The organism is SAR86 cluster bacterium (genome assembly GCA_029268615.1).
In the GTDB taxonomy this organism is placed as follows: domain Bacteria; phylum Pseudomonadota; class Gammaproteobacteria; order Magnimaribacterales; family Magnimaribacteraceae; genus JAQWNM01.
On the sequence record JAQWNM010000010.1, the window covers coordinates 207,025 to 225,002 of the forward strand.

Annotated in this window: 13 protein-coding genes and 4 tRNA genes; 5 read left to right on the plus strand and 12 right to left on the minus strand. The window is 34.3% G+C overall.

Going from position 1 to position 17,978, the window contains the following annotated elements:
• Positions 1 to 39: 39 nt before the first annotated feature.
• The 12 genes from rpoC to P8J93_05550 form a co-directional block, all read right to left on the minus strand.
• Positions 40 to 4,200 (minus strand): DNA-directed RNA polymerase subunit beta', encoded by a 4,161-nt coding sequence (gene rpoC, locus P8J93_05495; protein ID MDG2061253.1) that lies wholly within the window; start codon positions 4,198 to 4,200, stop codon positions 40 to 42.
• Positions 4,201 to 4,215: 15 nt separating this feature from the next.
• Positions 4,216 to 8,289, minus strand: coding sequence for a DNA-directed RNA polymerase subunit beta (rpoB, locus tag P8J93_05500; protein MDG2061254.1), 4,074 nt, complete (start codon positions 8,287 to 8,289; stop codon positions 4,216 to 4,218).
• A 52-nt stretch (positions 8,290 to 8,341) separates the two neighbouring features.
• Positions 8,342 to 8,722, minus strand: a complete 381-nt coding sequence (gene rplL / locus P8J93_05505) for a 50S ribosomal protein L7/L12 (protein ID MDG2061255.1) — start codon at positions 8,720 to 8,722, stop codon at positions 8,342 to 8,344.
• A gap of 25 nt (positions 8,723 to 8,747) precedes the next feature.
• Positions 8,748 to 9,278, minus strand: coding sequence for a 50S ribosomal protein L10 (rplJ, locus tag P8J93_05510; GenBank protein ID MDG2061256.1), 531 nt, complete (start codon positions 9,276 to 9,278; stop codon positions 8,748 to 8,750).
• A 201-nt stretch (positions 9,279 to 9,479) separates the two neighbouring features.
• Positions 9,480 to 10,166: a 50S ribosomal protein L1 gene (gene rplA, locus P8J93_05515; protein MDG2061257.1), complete on the minus strand. Its 687-nt coding sequence runs from the start codon at positions 10,164 to 10,166 to the stop codon at positions 9,480 to 9,482.
• A 6-nt stretch (positions 10,167 to 10,172) separates the two neighbouring features.
• A complete protein-coding gene (gene rplK, locus P8J93_05520) occupies positions 10,173 to 10,607 on the minus strand; it encodes a 50S ribosomal protein L11 (GenBank protein ID MDG2061258.1) in 435 nt (144 codons plus the stop codon).
• Between the two features lies 1 nt (position 10,608).
• Positions 10,609 to 11,142 (minus strand): transcription termination/antitermination protein NusG, encoded by a 534-nt coding sequence (nusG, locus tag P8J93_05525; protein ID MDG2061259.1) that lies wholly within the window; start codon positions 11,140 to 11,142, stop codon positions 10,609 to 10,611.
• A gap of 4 nt (positions 11,143 to 11,146) precedes the next feature.
• Positions 11,147 to 11,509, minus strand: coding sequence for a preprotein translocase subunit SecE (secE, locus tag P8J93_05530; GenBank protein ID MDG2061260.1), 363 nt, complete (start codon positions 11,507 to 11,509; stop codon positions 11,147 to 11,149).
• 22 nt (positions 11,510 to 11,531) lie between these two features.
• Positions 11,532 to 11,607 (minus strand) — tRNA-Trp (locus P8J93_05535).
• The gene (gene tuf / locus P8J93_05540; protein MDG2061261.1) at positions 11,606 to 12,790 is read right to left on the minus strand and encodes an elongation factor Tu; all 1,185 of its coding nucleotides are present in this window, start codon (positions 12,788 to 12,790) and stop codon (positions 11,606 to 11,608) included. The genes P8J93_05535 and tuf overlap by 2 nt, the downstream gene beginning before the upstream one ends.
• Positions 12,791 to 12,840: 50 nt before the next feature.
• Positions 12,841 to 12,913: transfer RNA gene (locus tag P8J93_05545), tRNA-Thr, on the minus strand.
• Between the two features lie 175 nt (positions 12,914 to 13,088).
• Positions 13,089 to 13,173 (minus strand) — tRNA-Tyr (locus P8J93_05550).
• A 118-nt stretch (positions 13,174 to 13,291) separates the two neighbouring features.
• On the opposite strand from P8J93_05550, the gene P8J93_05555 reads away from it, so the two are divergent.
• The 5 genes from P8J93_05555 (at position 13,292) to lpxC (ending at position 17,932) form a co-directional block, all read left to right on the plus strand.
• On the plus strand, positions 13,292 to 14,086 hold the full coding sequence (locus P8J93_05555; protein MDG2061262.1) for a biotin--[acetyl-CoA-carboxylase] ligase: 795 nt from the start codon (positions 13,292 to 13,294) through the stop codon (positions 14,084 to 14,086).
• A gap of 15 nt (positions 14,087 to 14,101) precedes the next feature.
• A tRNA-Thr gene (locus tag P8J93_05560) sits at positions 14,102 to 14,177 on the plus strand.
• An 88-nt stretch (positions 14,178 to 14,265) separates the two neighbouring features.
• Positions 14,266 to 16,212, plus strand: a complete 1,947-nt coding sequence (locus P8J93_05565) for a VacB/RNase II family 3'-5' exoribonuclease (protein ID MDG2061263.1) — start codon at positions 14,266 to 14,268, stop codon at positions 16,210 to 16,212.
• Between the two features lie 12 nt (positions 16,213 to 16,224).
• Complete coding sequence (gene rlmB / locus P8J93_05570) at positions 16,225 to 16,986, plus strand: 23S rRNA (guanosine(2251)-2'-O)-methyltransferase RlmB (protein MDG2061264.1); 762 nt, start codon at positions 16,225 to 16,227, stop codon at positions 16,984 to 16,986.
• Positions 16,987 to 17,011: 25 nt separating this feature from the next.
• Positions 17,012 to 17,932, plus strand: a complete 921-nt coding sequence (lpxC, locus tag P8J93_05575) for a UDP-3-O-acyl-N-acetylglucosamine deacetylase (GenBank protein MDG2061265.1) — start codon at positions 17,012 to 17,014, stop codon at positions 17,930 to 17,932.
• Positions 17,933 to 17,978: the final 46 nt, after the last annotated feature.

A 17,978-nucleotide genomic window follows, 5' to 3' on the forward strand; every position in this document is an offset into this window, starting at 1 on the left:
AGAACGCGAATTCTAAAGAGACGAAGAGTTAAGGTCAACCTATTCTTCCTCCTTTAAAGCTTCCGCTAAAGCTTCTTCAAAATCTATCTCTTCTTCTTCAACTTCTACTTCAAAACTTTCTTGAGTCTTAGAGTAGCCAGTTCCTGCTGGGATAAGTCTTCCTACAACTACATTTTCTTTTAAACCTCTTAAGCTATCTACTCTTCCAGTTATAGCTGCCTGAGTAAGAACTCTAGTGGTTTCTTGGAAAGAAGCTGCAGAAATAAAAGATTCAGTTGCAAGAGAAGCTTTAGTGATACCTAAAAGAAGTCTTTGATAATCAATAAGTGATTTCTTTTCTGATTTTAGCTTAGCATTTATTTCACGAACATTGGAATATTCAGCTTGTTCTCCTATTATGAAGTCAGAGTTGCCTGGATCTATAATTTCTACCTTTCGGAGCATTTGTTTTAAGATTACTTCAATATGTTTATCATTAATTAAAACTCCTTGCAATCGATAGACTTCCTGGATTCCATCAACTATATAATTTATTAATTCCTCTAAGCTTCTTAATTTTAAAATATCATGAGCACTCATAGGTCCGTCTGAAACTATATCTCCTTTCTCTATTCTTTCACCTTCAAATACATTTAGGTGTCGAACTTTAGAAATAAGATTTGTTACCTCTTCTCCTGAGTCATTAGTAATAATAAGGCGCTCCTTTCCTTTAGTTGGTTTACCCCAAGAGACTATACCGGAAGCGCTAGCTAAAATAGCTTCTTCTTTAGGAGTTCTAGCTTCAAATAAGTCAGCTACACGAGGAAGACCCCCAGTAATATCTTTGGTCTTAGCAGATGCTTGAGAAATTCTAGCTACAACATCTCCCACTTCTATTGTTGATCCCTCAGTAAGTTGAACTATTGCATTTCCTGGAAGAGGATATAAAGCTGGAACTTTAGAATCTGAAAGATGCTTTTCATTACCTTTATTATCAACAATTGAAAGAGATGGTTTCTTTTCCTGAGCTTCTCCTTTTTTTCTTTCATTGATATCAATTATCTCTATATTAGTAAGACCAGTTAAAGAATCTTGAGAAATTCTAGCTGTGGTTCCATCTTCAATATCATTAAATTTTACTTTACCACTAATCTCTGCAATTATTGGCCTAGTAAGAGGATCCCATCTTGCAATAGTATCTCCAGGAGACACTTTGCTCCCAGATTTAAAATTAATAGTTGTGCCATAAGGGATTTTAAATCTTTCTTTTTCTTTACCTTCTTTATCCAACACTGAGATTTCAGATGATTGGGAAAGAGCTACCTGGGAGCCATCTTTCTTCTTTACTGTTCTAAAATCATAACTAACATTTCCTTCGAAATTTGTTGTTATATTATCTTCTGATGCCGTTCCGGAAGCAGCTCCTCCTATATGAAAAGTTCTCATAGTAAGCTGTGTTCCCGGTTCACCAATAGACTGGGCTGCAACTATTCCTACTGCTTCTCCTATATTAACAAGATGTCCTCTACCCAAATCACGTCCATAACACTTTGAACATAATCCGTAATTTATATCGCAATATATTGCAGAACGAACTGTAATCTCTTGAACTCCATTTTCATCAAGTAAGTCTACTAAATCCTCATCTATCAAATCACCATCAGATAAAATCTTTTCCCCTGAATCCGAATTAACATCTCCTATAACAGTCCTTCCTAGCACTCTCTCACCAAGTGGAGCTAATACTTGACCTCCCTCTATAACAGGCCTTATCAAGATTCCTTTTTGTGTGCCACAATCATAATCCGTAACAACCAAGTCCTGAGCAACGTCTACTAACCTTCTTGTTAGATACCCTGAATTAGCTGTTTTTAGTGCTGTATCAGCTAAACCTTTTCTAGCTCCATGAGTAGAAGTAAAATATTCTAATACGGAAAGACCTTCTCTAAAATTAGCTATGATTGGAGTCTCTATAATAGATCCGTCTGGTTTTGCCATTAAGCCTCTCATTCCGGCTAACTGTCTTATTTGAGCTGCAGAACCTCTAGCCCCAGAATCAGCATACATAAATATAGAATTAAAAGAATCTTGCTCTACACTATTTCCCTCAAAGTCTATTACGGATTCTTTAGATATATTATCCATCATAGATTTAGCTATGACTTCATTTGCTCTCGACCAAATATCAATAACTTTATTATATTTTTCACCTTGAGTTACTAGACCAGATGAAAATTGAGCTTCAATATCTTTTACCTCTTTTTCTGCAGTCTTAACAACGGCTTCTTTATTATCTGGAATTATAAAATCTTCTATTCCTATTGAACTTCCAGATTTAGTAGAAAACTCATATCCTAAATACATGAGATGATCAGCAAAAATTACTGTATCTTTAAGACCTGCTTTTCTATAAGACATATCGATCAAAGAAGATATAGCCTTAGAATCTAGAGTTTTATTAACAAGATCAAAAGAAAGATTTTTAGGTAATATGCTAAATAAAAGCGACCTTCCTAATGTAGTATCAATTATTTTAGAAGATCGTTCTTCTTCTGTATTTGATGATATTCTTACCTTTATCTTTGCATGAAGATCTATAAGATTTGCATAGTAAGATTTATGAGCATCCTCTAAAGAAGAAAATATCTTTCCTTCTCCCTTTACATTTATCTTTTCTCTTGTCATATAGTAAATACCTAAAACAACATCTTGAGAAGGGTCAATGATAGGTTTTCCGTTGGCAGGAGAAAGGATATTATTAGATGCCATCATCAAAGCTCTAGCTTCTATTTGAGCCTCTAAAGTCAAAGGAACATGAACTGCCATTTGATCTCCATCAAAATCAGCATTGAAGGCTTTACATACTAAAGGGTGAAGTTGAATAGCCTTTCCTTCAATTAAAAGAGGTTCAAAGGCTTGAATACCAAGTCTGTGTAAAGTAGGAGCTCTGTTTAAAAGAACAGGATGCTCTCTTATGACGTCTGCAAGAATATCCCAAACAACTGGATCTTCTTGTTCTATAAGCCTCTTGGCTGTTTTTATAGTTGTAGATAATTCCAAAGCCTGCAATTTACCTAATACAAAAGGTTTAAATAACTCTAAGGCCATCTTTTTAGGTATTCCACATTGATGAAGTTTCAAAGTTGGCCCAACAACAATTACAGACCTTCCAGAATAATCTACTCTTTTACCTAGTAAGTTCTGTCTAAATCTTCCTTGTTTTCCTTTGATCATATCTGCTAAAGATTTTAGAGCTCTTTTATTAGAGCCAGTAACTGCCCTTCCTCTTCTGCCATTGTCTATAAGAGCATCTACAGACTCTTGAAGCATTCTTTTTTCATTTCTAACAATTATGTCAGGAGCGTTTAAATCCAAAAGACGTTTAAGTCTATTATTTCTATTAATAACCCTTCTATATAGATCATTTAAATCAGAAGTAGCAAACCGTCCTCCTTCCAAAGGGACTAGAGGTCTCAAGTCAGGCGGAAGGACAGGTAAAACTTCTAGAACCATCCATTCAGGCTTATTTCCTGATTCAGTAAAAGATTTTAAAAGCTTCAGCCTTTTTGATATCTTCTTAATTTTGGCTTCTGATTTAGTTTGAAGGAGTTCATCTTGAAGATCAGCCATTTCACTTTCTAGATCTAAATCAATTAATAATTTTTGAATTGATTCAGCGCCCATACCAGCTTCAAACTCATCTCCCCAGTGCTCTAAGGCTTCATAGTATTCTTCATCAGTTAAAAGTTGACAAACTTCAAACTCAGTCATCCCAGGATCAGTTACTATATATGATTCAAAATAGAGAACTCTTTCTAGGTCTCTTAATGTTAAATCAAGACTTAATGAAATCCTTGAAGGTAAAGACTTTAAAAACCAAATATGGGCAACTGGAGCTGCTAACTCTATGTGACCCATCCTTTCTCTTCGAACTCTAGATAAAGTTACTTCTACTCCGCATTTCTCGCAAACTACTCCTCTATGTTTCATTCGCTTATACTTACCACAAATACATTCATAATCTTTTACAGGTCCAAAAATTTTAGAGCAAAATAGACCTTCTCTTTCTGGTTTAAAGGTTCTGTAATTAATAGTTTCTGGTTTTTTAACTTCACCATATGACCATGATCTGATTTGTTGAGGAGAAGCTAAAGAAGCTTTTATTGAATTATATTCAACGCTTCGCCCTTGATCTCTTAAAATATTAAGTAAGTCTTTCAATTATATCTCCTAATTTTATTCAGACCCTGAGGTCTCTTTTAAGTCTAAATCTATACCTAAAGATCTAATTTCTTTAGTTAAAACATTGAAGGATTCAGGTACTCCTGGTTCCATTTCAAAATCTCCATCAACTAGACTCTTATATACTCTTGTTCTTCCAACTACATCATCTGATTTCACAGTTAACATCTCTTGTAATGTATAAGCAGCTCCATACGCTTCTAAAGCCCAAACTTCCATTTCACCTAGTCTTTGGCCGCCAAATTGAGCCTTGCCTCCTAGTGGTTGTTGTGTGACTAAACTATAACTACCAGTTGATCTTGCATGCATTTTATCTTCAACCAAATGATTTAATTTAAGAATATACATATACCCCACTGTAGTAAGCCTATCAAACATTTCCCCAGTTCTTCCGTCATAAAGTTGCATTTGGCCGCTCTTATCCAGACCTGCTAGATCAAGCATGTCCTTCACTTCACTTTCGTGAGCTCCGTCAAATACTGGAGTAGCCATTGGCACACCTTCTCGTAAATTATTAGCTAAAGTAAAGATTTCTTCATCCTTAAATTTAGTTAATTCTTCAGAGTCTTTTTGAGGATAAATCTTCTTTAAAAAATCTTTAACGTCTGATACTTTTTTCTGTTCATCAAGCATTAATGACACTTTCTTTCCGAGCTCTTTAGCTGCCGCTCCAAGATGTACCTCGAGAATCTGCCCTACATTCATTCTAGATGGAACACCGAGAGGATTTAAAACTATATCTATAGGCTCTCCATCTGCATCATAAGGCATATCCTCCATGGGAACTATTGCTGAAATGACACCCTTATTTCCATGCCTCCCTGCTAATTTATCCCCTGGCTGGATCCTTCTTTTTACTGCAAGATAGACTTTTACAATCTTTAGGACACCCGGCTGAAGATCTTCACCAGAGATTACTTTTTCTTTCATTTCTGAAAATCTATCTTTTAATGATTTTTTGTAGGCTTCAAGATCTAATCCTATATTTTCTATCTGAGAATTTATTTTTTCATTAGATAATCTTACTTTTAAAAGATCATTTAGATTCAAGTCATCTAGAGCTTGTTTACTTATAGAAGAACCTTTGGTGAGGCCCTTTCCAGAAAGTACTTTCTTACCTTGTAAGAGAGTTGCTATTCTATTTTGAGCTGCATCTTCAATTATCTTCAACTCATCATCAATATCTTTTTTAATTTGAGAAAGTTGGTCTTCTTCTATGGCCAGAGCTCTACCGTCTTTTTCTAGGCCTTCTCTAGTGAATACATGCACTCCTATTACTGTTCCCGTTGCTCCTCCCGGAACCCTCTGAGAGGAATCTTTTACGTCAGATGCTTTTTCTCCAAAGATTGCTCTTAAGAGTTTTTCTTCAGGGCTTAATTGGGTTTCTCCTTTAGGAGTAACTTTTCCAACTAGAATATCTCCTGGTTTAACTTTTGCACCAAGATAAACAATGCCGTGTTCATCTAATTTAGATAAAGCAGCTTCTCCTACATTAGGAATGTCTGCTGTAATTTCTTCTGCACCTAACTTTGTATCTCTAGCTATACAGGTTAATTCTTGAATATGTATACTAGTAAATTTATCAGTCCTTGCAATTCTTTCTGAAATTAAAATTGAGTCTTCAAAGTTGTAACCATGCCAAGGCATAAATGCCATTCTTACATTTTGTCCTAGAGCTAATTCACCTAAATCTACAGATGGTCCATCTGCTAATATATCTTGCTTTTTAACTCTATCTCCGACTGAAACTAAGGGCTTTTGATTTATACACGTATTCTGATTAGACCTTGTATATTTAATTAAGTTATATACATCTACACCAGAGTCGCCCTGATTGATTTCGTTCTCATCAACTCTTATTACAATCCTACTCGCATCAATAGTTTCAACTAATCCAGATCTAGAAGCCGTGACACAAGATCCTGAATCTCTAGCGATAAGACTTTCAACTCCTGTACCAACCAACGGTTTTTCTGTCCTTAAAGTTGGAACAGCTTGTCTCTGCATGTTAGATCCCATCAGGGCTCTATTAGCATCATCATGCTCCAAAAAAGGTATTAAAGAAGCAGCTATAGATACGACTTGTTGAGGAGATACATCCATATAGTCTACTTTTTCTGGAGACATCAAAGTAAACTCATTATTAAATCTAACTGCTACTAATTCTTCAGTTAATTCATTCTTTTTACCTATTAAAGCGCTAGCTTGAGCTATCACATATTTCGATTCTTCAATAGCAGATAAGTGATCAAACTCTTCTGTAACAGATCCATTAATTACTTTCCTAAAAGGACTTTCTAAGAAGCCATATTCATTTGTCCTTGCATAAGCCGATAAAGAATTTATAAGTCCAATATTTGGCCCCTCTGGGGTTTCAATAGGACATACTCTGCCATAATGTGTTGGATGAACATCTCTGACTTCAAAACCTGCTCTTTCTCTAGTGAGTCCGCCAGGACCTAGAGCTGAAATTCTTCTTTTGTGAGTTACCTCAGATAAAGGATTATTTTGATCCATGAATTGTGAAAGTTGACTTGAACCAAAGAATTCTCTAACTGCAGCTGAAATAGGTTTAGCATTTATTAAATCTTGAGGTCCATGTCCTTCCAATTCAGCTGTCCCTAATCTTTCTCTTACTGCTCTTTCTACTCTGATTAATCCGATCCTAAATTGATTTGCAACCATTTCACCTACAGACCTAACTCTTCTATTTCCTAAATGATCAATATCATCAACAGATCCTTTACCATTCCTAATAGCAACCAAAGTTTTTAAAGCATCTAGAATATCTGTATGTTCTAATACACTATTACCTTCAATCTCGTCCCTACCAAGGCGTTTATTAAATTTCATCCTACCTACTGCAGAAAGGTCATATCTTTCAGGATTAAAAAATAAACTTTGAAATAATGTACTAGCCGCTTCTTTAGTTGGCGGCTCACCAGGTCTCATCATTCTATAAATCTCTACCAATGCTTCTAAATCATTAGTAGTTTGATCACTTCTAAGAGTGTCAGACATGTACTGACCTGACTCGAGGTCATTAATATATAAAACTTGGAAATCCTTAAGTTTTAATTCCTGCATCTTAAGAATGACATCATCATCTATTATAGTGTTGCAGGGAATTACAACCTCACCAGTTAACTTATCAAATATATCATTACTTAACACTAACCCAGCAAGAGAAGACTGATCATAAGTTAAGGTTTTTATTCTAGCACCCTCAATCTTTCTAATATGTCTTGCGCTAACCCTATCGCCCGCAGTAACGTATTTTTCTCCTTTATGAGAAATGTCTACTGGACAAATTTGTCCCATGAGCCTTTTAGGAATCAATTGTAATTCAAATTGATTTTCGCCCTTTACTTTAAATTGCTGTTTTTCGTAAAAAATATCTAAAATTTCTTGACTTGAATATTGCAAAGCTTTCAAAAGAATCGTTGCTAGTAATTTCCTCTTTCTATCAATTCTGACAAAGACTAAATCTTTGGAATCAAATTCAAAATCTAACCAAGATCCTCTGTAAGGAATAATCCTAGCACCATAAAGTACCTTCCCTGAGGAGTGACTTTTCCCTTTATCATGATCAAAAAATAATCCTGGTGATCTATGTAATTGAGATACCACAACCCTTTCTGTACCATTGATAATAAACTGACCATGTTCTGTCATTAAAGGAACAGTTCCCATGTAAACTTTTTGAGCCTTTCCTTCCTTTAATTTACCCGTATCTTTGTCAAAAAATAAGATGTTGCAGTCTATATGCAATGGCGCTTCATAGGTGATCCCTTTAATCTTACACTCCCTTTCATCAAATTTAGGAGAACCTAAATCATAACCAGAATACTCCATTCTTGCATTCTTATTGTGACTTTCTATAGGAAAAATTGATTTAAGAATCTTCTCTAAACCTTCTTCTTTTCTTTTTTCTTTCAAGGTAAACGCTTGAAGAAAATCAGCATAAGACTCGGTTTGAGTAGCTAATAAATTAGGCAGATCAATTACTGAAGAAATCTTCTCAAAATTCCTTCTTATTCTTTTTTTCTCTGTGTAAGAAAAAGTCATAAATACCTCTTAGGTTTTATTTAAAAAATTTAATACCGAAAAACTAAGCAATTTATTTAAGTTCTACCGTTGCTCCTGCATCTTCTAATTGCTTTTTGTATTCATCTGCTTCAGCTTTATCCACTTCTTCCTTGATGGTTGAAGGAGCTTCGTCCACTAATGCTTTAGCATCTTTAAGCCCCAGCCCTGTAATGGTTCTTACAGCTTTTATAACATCTACTTTTTTCTCTCCAACTGCAGCTAAATGAAGATCTACAGAAGTAGGACCTTCGTCTTCTGCTGCAGCATCAGATGCTGCTGCTGGAGCTGCTGCGGCTACCGGGGCTGCAGCAGTGACTCCAAATTTTTCTTCCATGGCTGCAATTAAATCAACTACATCCATAACACTCATTTCTGAAATTGCTTCTAAAATATCCTCTTTACTTAATGCCATTTTTTTCTCCAAAATTTATATTTAATTAAGATGTCTGTTCTTTTTGTTGTTTTATAGATTCTAATACTCTAACAAGTTTAGAAGGAACCTGATTCAGGCTAGATACAAGTTTTGTAACTGGAGCATTTAAAATACCTAACAACTGAGCTATCGCTTCTTCTTTTGAAGGAAGATTAGCTATATCAGTCAATCTACTTAGATCTAAAAGATCTTCACCAAAAGAAAGTCCTTTCACCACAAATGAAGAATTTTGTTTCCTAAAATCATTCATTAGTTTTGCTGCGCTACTTGGATCATCTAAAGAAAAGGCTAGCATTGTAGGTCCGACAAGAAGATCATCAAAACAATCAAATTTAGTACCTTTAAGGGCTTGTTTAGCCAAGGTATTTCTGATAATTTTTAGATGAACTTTTGTTTCTCTAGCTTTTTCTCTAAGGAGAGTTAATTCAGAGACTGAACTACCATGATAATCTGCTGCAACAACTGAAATAGCTGACTCTGCAATACCATGCAGTTTCTCAACTGCTAATTTCTTTTCCTCTAAGCGCATTGGCATATGTTTATCCTCCTCCCTCTATAAAATTATAGAAAAAGATTAGACATCTTGGACCTTATAAAAGATAAAGCCCTAATCTGCGTAGGATAATTTTTAAACCTGTCAATACGACAAGTTCCTACGGTCTTCGATAGATGCAAAAAATTTGCATCATCTTGAAGAAGTTTTCTTATGAAGAAATTAAATAAATACTTCATAGAATTAAAAATTCAAGGTTGAAAGATCCAGATTAAGACCTGGACCCATGGTTGATGATAAAGAAACTTTTTTTATAAATATTCCTTTTGAGCTAGGTGGTTTATTTTTCTTTAAATCTGATAACAAAGTTTCTAAATTCTCTTTTATTTGATTAGGTTCATAAGAAATATCACCAATACGTCCATGAATAATCCCATTTTTATCAGATCTGTATCTTATTTGTCCTGCTTTAGCCATCTCAACTGCTTTACCAACCTCTTTTGTGACTGTACCTTCTTTTGGATTTGGCATTAACCCTTTTGGACCTAATTGTTTACCCAACGGACTTACTAACTTCATAGTCTCTGGTGTGGCTATGACAACATCAAAGTCAAGATCTCCAGCTTTAATACTTTCAACTAGATCTTCCATACCAACTTTATCTGCACCTGCAGCTTCTGCAGCTTTAGCTTGGTCTCCATCTACAAAAACTGCAACTTTGCAAGGTTTTCCAGATCCTGCAGGAAGAGATAGAGCTCCTCTCATATTCTGATCTGATTTTTGAGGATCTACTCCTAACCTGATGGCAACATCTATTGACTCTTTAAATTTCAATGCAGGTAGAGATTGTATTTCTTCTATAGCTGAGTCTATTGAATAAAGACTTCCATCATTAACCATTTTTTCTATTTTTTCTCTTCTATTATTCATATCATTCTATGATTCTTCAACTTCTATTCCAGCACTTTGAGCACTGCCTTTTAAGGTATTTACTGCAGCTTGCATATCTGCTGCTGTTAAGTCTGCATCTTTAATTTTAGCTATTTCTTCAAGCTGAGAAACAGTGACTTTTCCTACCTTTAAACTATTTGGAGTTCCGCTACCTTTTGGTATACCTGCCGCCTTTCTAATTAATACTGAAGCAGGAGTTGATTTAATAACAAACTCAAAAGATTTATCCTTAAATACAGAGATAACAACTGGGACTGTTAGTCCTTGTTCTAACTCCTTAGTCCTTGCATTAAATTGATTACAAAAATCCATAAGAGGTAATCCATGTTGACCTAAAGCGGGCCCTACTGGAGGACTAGGGGAAGCTTGGCCAGCAGGTATCTGTAACTTTATAAAAGTATCTAATTCTTTTTTTGCCATTTTAACCTTTTTCTATTTGAGTGAATTCTAATTCTACGGGAGTTGATCTTCCAAAAATCAGCACTGCTAATTTCACCCTACTTTTTTCATAATTTACTTCTTCAATAACTCCACTAAAGTCATTAAAGGGTCCTTCAATAACTCTTACCATTTCCCCAATTTCAAAAGTAACTTTTGGAGCAAAAGAGCCTGGTTCTGCTTCGATTTTATTCATAATGCCATTAGCCTCTGCATCTGAAATTGGAGATGGTTTATCTTTCGTTCCGCCTATAAAACCCATAACTCTTGGTGTGTCTTTTACTAAATGCCAAGTCTCTTCATTAAGTTCCATATTTATAAGAACATATCCTGGAAAAAACTTTCTTTGTGATTTTTTTTCTACACCACCCTTCAACTCAATAACCTCTTCAGCTGGTATCATAATTTCACCAAAGAAATCATCCATATTAAATCTTTTAATCCTTTCAAGTAGAGCTTCTTGCACCTTAAACTCGTAACCTGAGTAAGCATGTATGACAAACCATTCTTTATTCATTAAGTTAACCTAAAATTGATGCTGTGGCCCAAGAAAAAAGTGAATCTAGACCCCATAAAATCAAACCAGCTATTGTCACCACTCCTATAACTATAAAAGATGTTGAAGTAGTTTCAGAGCGTGTTGGCCAAATAACACGTTTAATCTCATTTCTAGATTCTAAAATTATTTTAAGAGCACTTGCTCCTTCTGCAGTGCTGAAGATAAAAATAAAAGCTAACACCAAAATAAATATAATGGCTAAAACTCTATAAAATAATGGTTCTGAACCAAAATAAGAGTTAATCAAAGCTGAAAAAAGAGCCAGCCCAATACCTAGTAGCCATTTGATATAGTTTGTTGCTGATGACGAAACTTTATTTTTCATAAAATTTAAAATAGAAAGCATCTGGCAGGCCAGGAGGGAATCGAACCCCCAACCTGCGGTTTTGGAGACCGCCGCTCTGCCAATTGAGCTACTGGCCTAAGCAATAATTTTTGAAACCACACCAGCACCAACCGTTCTGCCACCTTCTCTTATAGCAAAACGCATGCCATCTTCCATAGCTATAGGCGATATTAATTCCACTGTCATACTAATATCATCACCTGGCATTACCATTTCAACATCTGCAGGACGCTCTACCGCTCCCGTAACGTCTGTCGTTCTAACATAGAACTGCGGTCTATAACCTTTAAAGAAAGGAGTATGTCTACCACCTTCTTCTTTGCTTAGAATATATACTTGCGCTTCAAACTTTGTATGAGCATTTAAAGAGCTTGGCTTACAAAGAACTTGACCTCTCTCCACTTCATCTCTCTCCGTGCCTCTAAGAAGTATCCCTACATTTTCTCCAGCTCTACCTTCATCTAAAAGTTTTCTAAACATTTCAACTCCAGTACAAACTGTTTTTTGAGTATCTCTTATACCAACAATCTCTATTTCTTCGTTAACCTTAATTTCTCCTCTCTCAATTCTTCCAGTTACGACTGTTCCTCTTCCTTGAATTGTAAAAATATCTTCAATAGGCATTAAAAAAGGTTTATCTGTTTCTCTAACAGGTTCTGGTATAAAAGTATCTAGAGATCCTATCAATTCCTTAACTTTATCAATATGACCAGCATCTCCTTCAAGTGCCTTAAGGGCTGAACCAACTATAATAGGAGTATCATCACCTGGAAATTCATATTCTGTGAGTAATTCTCTTATTTCCATTTCAACCAATTCAATTAACTCATCATCATCTACCATGTCTGCCTTATTGAGGAAAACAACTATGTGAGGTACGCCTACTTGTCTAGCCAACAGTATATGCTCCCTTGTTTGGGGCATAGGACCATCAGCAGCGCTAACAACTAAAATAGCTCCATCCATTTGGGCAGCTCCAGTTATCATATTTTTAATGTAATCAGCATGTCCTGGACAATCTACATGGGCATAATGTCTAGTCTCAGAATCATACTCAACGTGACTCGTAGAAATTGTGATACCTCTTTCTTTTTCCTCAGGTGCATTATCAATGCCATCAAAAGCGACTGCATCTCCTCCAAAAGCATCAGCTGAAACTTTCGTAAGAGCTGCCGTCAAAGTTGTTTTACCATGATCTACGTGACCGATTGTTCCTACATTTACATGAAGTTTATTTCTTTCAAATTTTGCTTTAGCCATTTTATTACCAATTATTTATAAAAATTATACTTATTATTTAATTATCACGGAGCTCATAACCGGAATTGAACCGGTGACCTCTTCCTTACCAAGGAAGTGCTCTACCACCTGAGCTATATGAGCAAAACTCATAAAAATCTTAAAATAAAACGCAAAAAAGCTAACATTGAGCGTCATTTTCAACTTTTATTGTTTAACCCCTTTTAACAATCCAAACTAGGAGCGCTTTTATAGTCTCTTTGAGGCCTTTTTGCAAGCTTTTTCAGAAGTTTTTTTTGGTTATAGATTTTCGGAAAAATGGTGGAGGGAGAAGGATTCGAACCTTCGAAGCACGAGGCGGCAGATTTACAGTCTGCTGGGTTTGACCGCTCCCCAATCCCTCCATTTGAAGAAATGAATGCAATTCTGTAGATCACATGTTTCCTTGTCAACTTTAATAAATAAGCAAATTAAATAATTTTTTCATATACTCACTTATTAAATGTATAAAATTTTTACGATATGTTGTCAGAAAGCCTAATAGCTAAGTCTATTTTAAAAAAAAATAAAAATAAAAAAAGCAATATTATTATAAAAAGAATTACAAATTCTACGAATGATGATGCAAAAAAAATTCTACTAAGCACACAAAATGAACTAACTTTTATTTTTGCAGAGCAACAAAAATCAGGTAGAGGTCAACGCAAAAGAAAATGGGTCAGCCCTTTAGGTAAAAATATTTATCTTTCTGTTGCCTGGAAATCAAGAATTAATGTAGATAAATTAGATGGACTAAGTTTAGCCATTGGAGTAATTATTATAAGGGCACTTAAAGAAATTAGTGTAAATGGTCTAAAAATTAAATGGCCCAATGACATTTATTTTGAAAATAAAAAATTAGCTGGAATATTAATTGAGACTTCACTTTCGAAGAAAAATAATCTTAATATAGTTATTGGAATAGGAATAAATGTAAATATGACCTTAAAGGAAGGAAAAACAATAGATCAAGAGTGGACATCCATTAAAAATATAAAAAATAAAAAAATCGAAAGAAATACTATTGCTTCAAATCTAATTAATCATTTAATAAATTTAATAGATACTTTTCCTAATCAAGGATTTTCAAGCTATTTAGAAGAATTTAATAGCCTTAATTATTTCCATAAGAAAAATTGCATGGCACTTCTATCTGACGGAAGTGTGATTAAAGGTAAAGCAAGTAAGGTAAATTCTTTGGGAGAATTAATTTTTGTTTCTAAAGATAAAACCTACACTCTTCGAAGTGGAGAAGTTACAATAAGAGATATCAATTAAATGTTTTTTAAGATTGCTGGCGTAGCTCAGTTGGTAGAGCAGCTGATTTGTAATCAGCAGGTCGTAGGTTCAAATCCTATCGCCAGCTCCAAAATTCTTAACTTACACTTAAGAAAAATATCTAATATTATTAAAAGGTCTTTTAATACCTCTGCAGGAATCTTTACTAGGTACTCTCTGTGAAGTTCTCAAAAAAGAATAAACAAAAAAAGAATCTAGTCGGTAAAGTTATTTATGCTCGTAGAAGTTGTCATCTTCTGCAAGAAGAAACAGGAACTAAATTTAAATTAAAAGAAAATGAATTAAAAAAAGTTTTTCCTGGAGATGAAGTTATATTTTCTTTATCCGAAAATAGTTGGGCAAAAATAGAATCAATAAGAAAATCAAATACTCTTTCTTTAATAGCTAAAATTCAAAAAAAATCTAAGAAATGGATTGCTATTCCCCTAGACTATGGGAAAAAATTTGAAATCAACCTTTTAGATGAAGATCTCAAAGATTCGATCGAAAATTGTTTTGCAAAGGTAATTATTTGCACTCAGCCAAAAAAATCATCAAAAGCAACTGCAAAGATTGAAAAAATAATTTCTTCGTCTGATGTGGTTGATAAGGCAAATGATTTAGCAATCATAAAACATAATTTAGAGGAAGCTTGGGATCCTAAAATATCAGAAGAAACTAAACTTTTAGATTCAAAAAAATATCAAAAAATTTCTCATTCCAGAGTTGATTTAAGACAAAAGAACTTTGTAACCATTGACGGTAGAAGTGCTAAAGATTTTGATGATGCTGTCTATGCTGAGAAAAATAATAATGGAAATTTTAATCTTTATGTGGCGATTGCAGATGTATCACATTTCGTTGAACCAAATTCTATTTTAGATAAAGAAGCGCGTAAAAGAGGTACCTCTATATATTTTCATAAGAAAGTTATACCTATGCTCCCTGAAGTCATTAGCAATGGCTTATGCTCACTTAGACCTAATGAAGATAGATTGGTATTGGTAGCAAAAATAGAAATCGAATCTGAAGGAAAATTGATAGAAGCTGAATTTTTTGAAGCTATCATAAATTCAAATGCAAGATTAGTATATGAAGATATACAAAAAGAGTTAGAGAGAGAAAATAAGCCCTATTTTCATTCCTTAAAAATACTTAATAAGATTTATGGAATATTAAAAAAAGAAAAGAATCTGAGGGGAGCTCTTGAGTTAGACATTCCTCAATATATCCCTATTGTAAAAGGGAAAAAAATTCAAAGATTTATTAGCCCATCCAGAACAAAAGCACATTTAATGATAGAAGAATGTATGTTGCTAACTAATATTTGTGCTGCAGAAGTTTTAATTAAATATCAAGTACCAGGCATCTTCAGAACACATCCAAAACCTGAAAGTGAAAAAATTGAAAGACTAAAAAACTTTCTCAATACTAAAAATATAAATATAGCAGTTCCATCTATAATAAATGTAAAAAGCCTTACAAAAATAGTAAATAATTTCAAAGACAAAGAAGATGAATCCATAATCCACCTTCAGGTCCTTCAGACATTATCTCTTGCGAAATATGAAACCAATGTTTCTGAGCATTTTGCATTAGGTTATCCATCCTATACCCATTTCACTTCTCCCATAAGACGATATCCGGATTTAATTGTTCATAGGAGTCTTAAAGCTCTGATTAGAAACTCAACCTCTAATAGACTTTCATTATCAAAAAATCAAACTGATACTCTTGTTAAAGAAAAAAACCCATTTAATAAAGATGAATTAGAAGAGATAGCTATTCATTCTTCCCATCAAGAAAGATTAGCAGAAAAAGCAACAAGAGATGCCTTAAAGACTTTAAAGTGCGAATGTGCATCTAGCAATATTGGTAAAGAATTCAAAGGAGTTATTCAAGCTGTAACTAATTTTGGATTATTTATCATTCTAGATGATTTAAATATAGAAGGCCTTTGTCATATAAAGTTCTTGCCGAAGAAAGGCTATTATTCTTTTGACGAAAAATCTCAAACCCTAGAAAGTAATAAATCAGGCCATAAATACTCTCTTGGCGACAAACTTCGGGTTCGAATAAAGAAAGTGGATATAATTTCTCAAATGATAGATTTAGAAATCTTGTAAAATAAAAAGATAATGCAAACTAACAAGCTTGATCCAAATCAAGAAACCATCCTAGGCATAAACGCTGCTTACGAGATCATCAAGACTAGACCAAATTCAGTCAAATTACTTTCTGTACTGGAAAATAAATCAAGTAAGAGAATAATTGATCTCATAGTTCTAGCTAATAAATCAAACATAAAAATATTAAAGGAAACTAAATCATATTTCACAAACAACTATGGAGAACAAAACCATCAAGGTATAGCAGTGACTTGTAATGTTCGTTCACATGAAGGAGAAACATATTTGGATCAACTTATTGAAAAGTCAAGAGTATGCCTTCTTATCTTGGATCATATTACTGATCCTCATAATGTAGGCGCATGTATAAGATCGGCTTCAGCTGCTGGTGTGGATGCAGTAATTGTTCCAAAAGATAGAGCTTGCCATTTAACGCCTACTGTTAGAAAGATTTCTTCTGGAGCAACTGAACTTATTCCATTTATAGTTGTCACTAATCTATCAAGAACAATAAAAAAAATAAGCTCTAAAGGGATTAAAGTTATGGGTGCTACCATTGAATCAAATACTAATTATCTAGATGCTGATATGACTGGTAGCGCTGCACTGGTTATTGGATCTGAAGATAAAGGCCTTAAATCTAATATTGCAAAAAACTGCGATATTCTAATTTCCATAAACATGCCAGGTAAAATAGACAGTCTTAATGCTTCTGTATCTAGTGGTATATTGCTTTTTGAATATTTAAGGCAAAATAATCATGCAATTTAAAGTCTATATTCTATAGAATACTAAAATGCTGACTCAAAGAACTCTAACCAATTCTATAAAAGCCTCTGGGATTGGCTTGCATAGCGGTCAACCTATTTTCTTAACTTTAAAGCCAGCGCCCCCAGATACAGGGATTATCTTTAGAAGAGTAGATTTAGATCCGATAGTTGAAATTAAGGCTAGCGCTGAAAATGTAGGAGAAACTACTTTATCTACTACTTTAACAAAAGAGCAAGTAAAGATTTCAACTATTGAGCACCTTCTTTCTGCAATGGCGGGTCTTGGAATAGACAATGCATATGTCGAGGTAACTGCTCCTGAAATCCCAATAATGGATGGAAGTGCTGGCCCTTTTGTATTTTTAATTCAATCAGCAGGCATAGATGAGCAACGGGCTCTAAAAAAATTTATTAGAATAAAAGAAAAGGTTAGGGTTGAATGGAATGGTGCTTGGGCGGAGGTTTCTCCTTTTGAAGGTTTTAAAGTAACCTTTACAATGGTCTATGATCATCCAGTGCATAGAAAATATTCAAATAAAGCAACAATAAATTTCAATAGTACATCATTCGTAAAGGAAGTATCTAGAGCTAGAACTTTCGGTTTTGATAACGAAGTAGAACTTTTACAACAAAGAAACCTAGCTTTAGGAGCTAGCCAAAAAAATGCCATTGCGATAGGCGATCATGCTATTCTCAACTCAGATGGAGTTAGATTTGAAGACGAAATGGTAAAACATAAGATACTAGATTCTATTGGAGACTTATATCTGTTAGGCCATAATCTTGTAGGATCTTTTGAGGGCTATAAATCAGGTCATACAGTCAATAACGCCTTATTAAGAGAACTAATTAATAGACCAGAAACTTGGGAAGTCAGATCTTACGATGATAGAAATGACTCCCCTATCACATATCTAGACCCTATAATAAACCCTAGCGAAGGCTAGCACTGATCTTTTTTTGAAGGACACTTAGCCTATCGATTGATAGAAT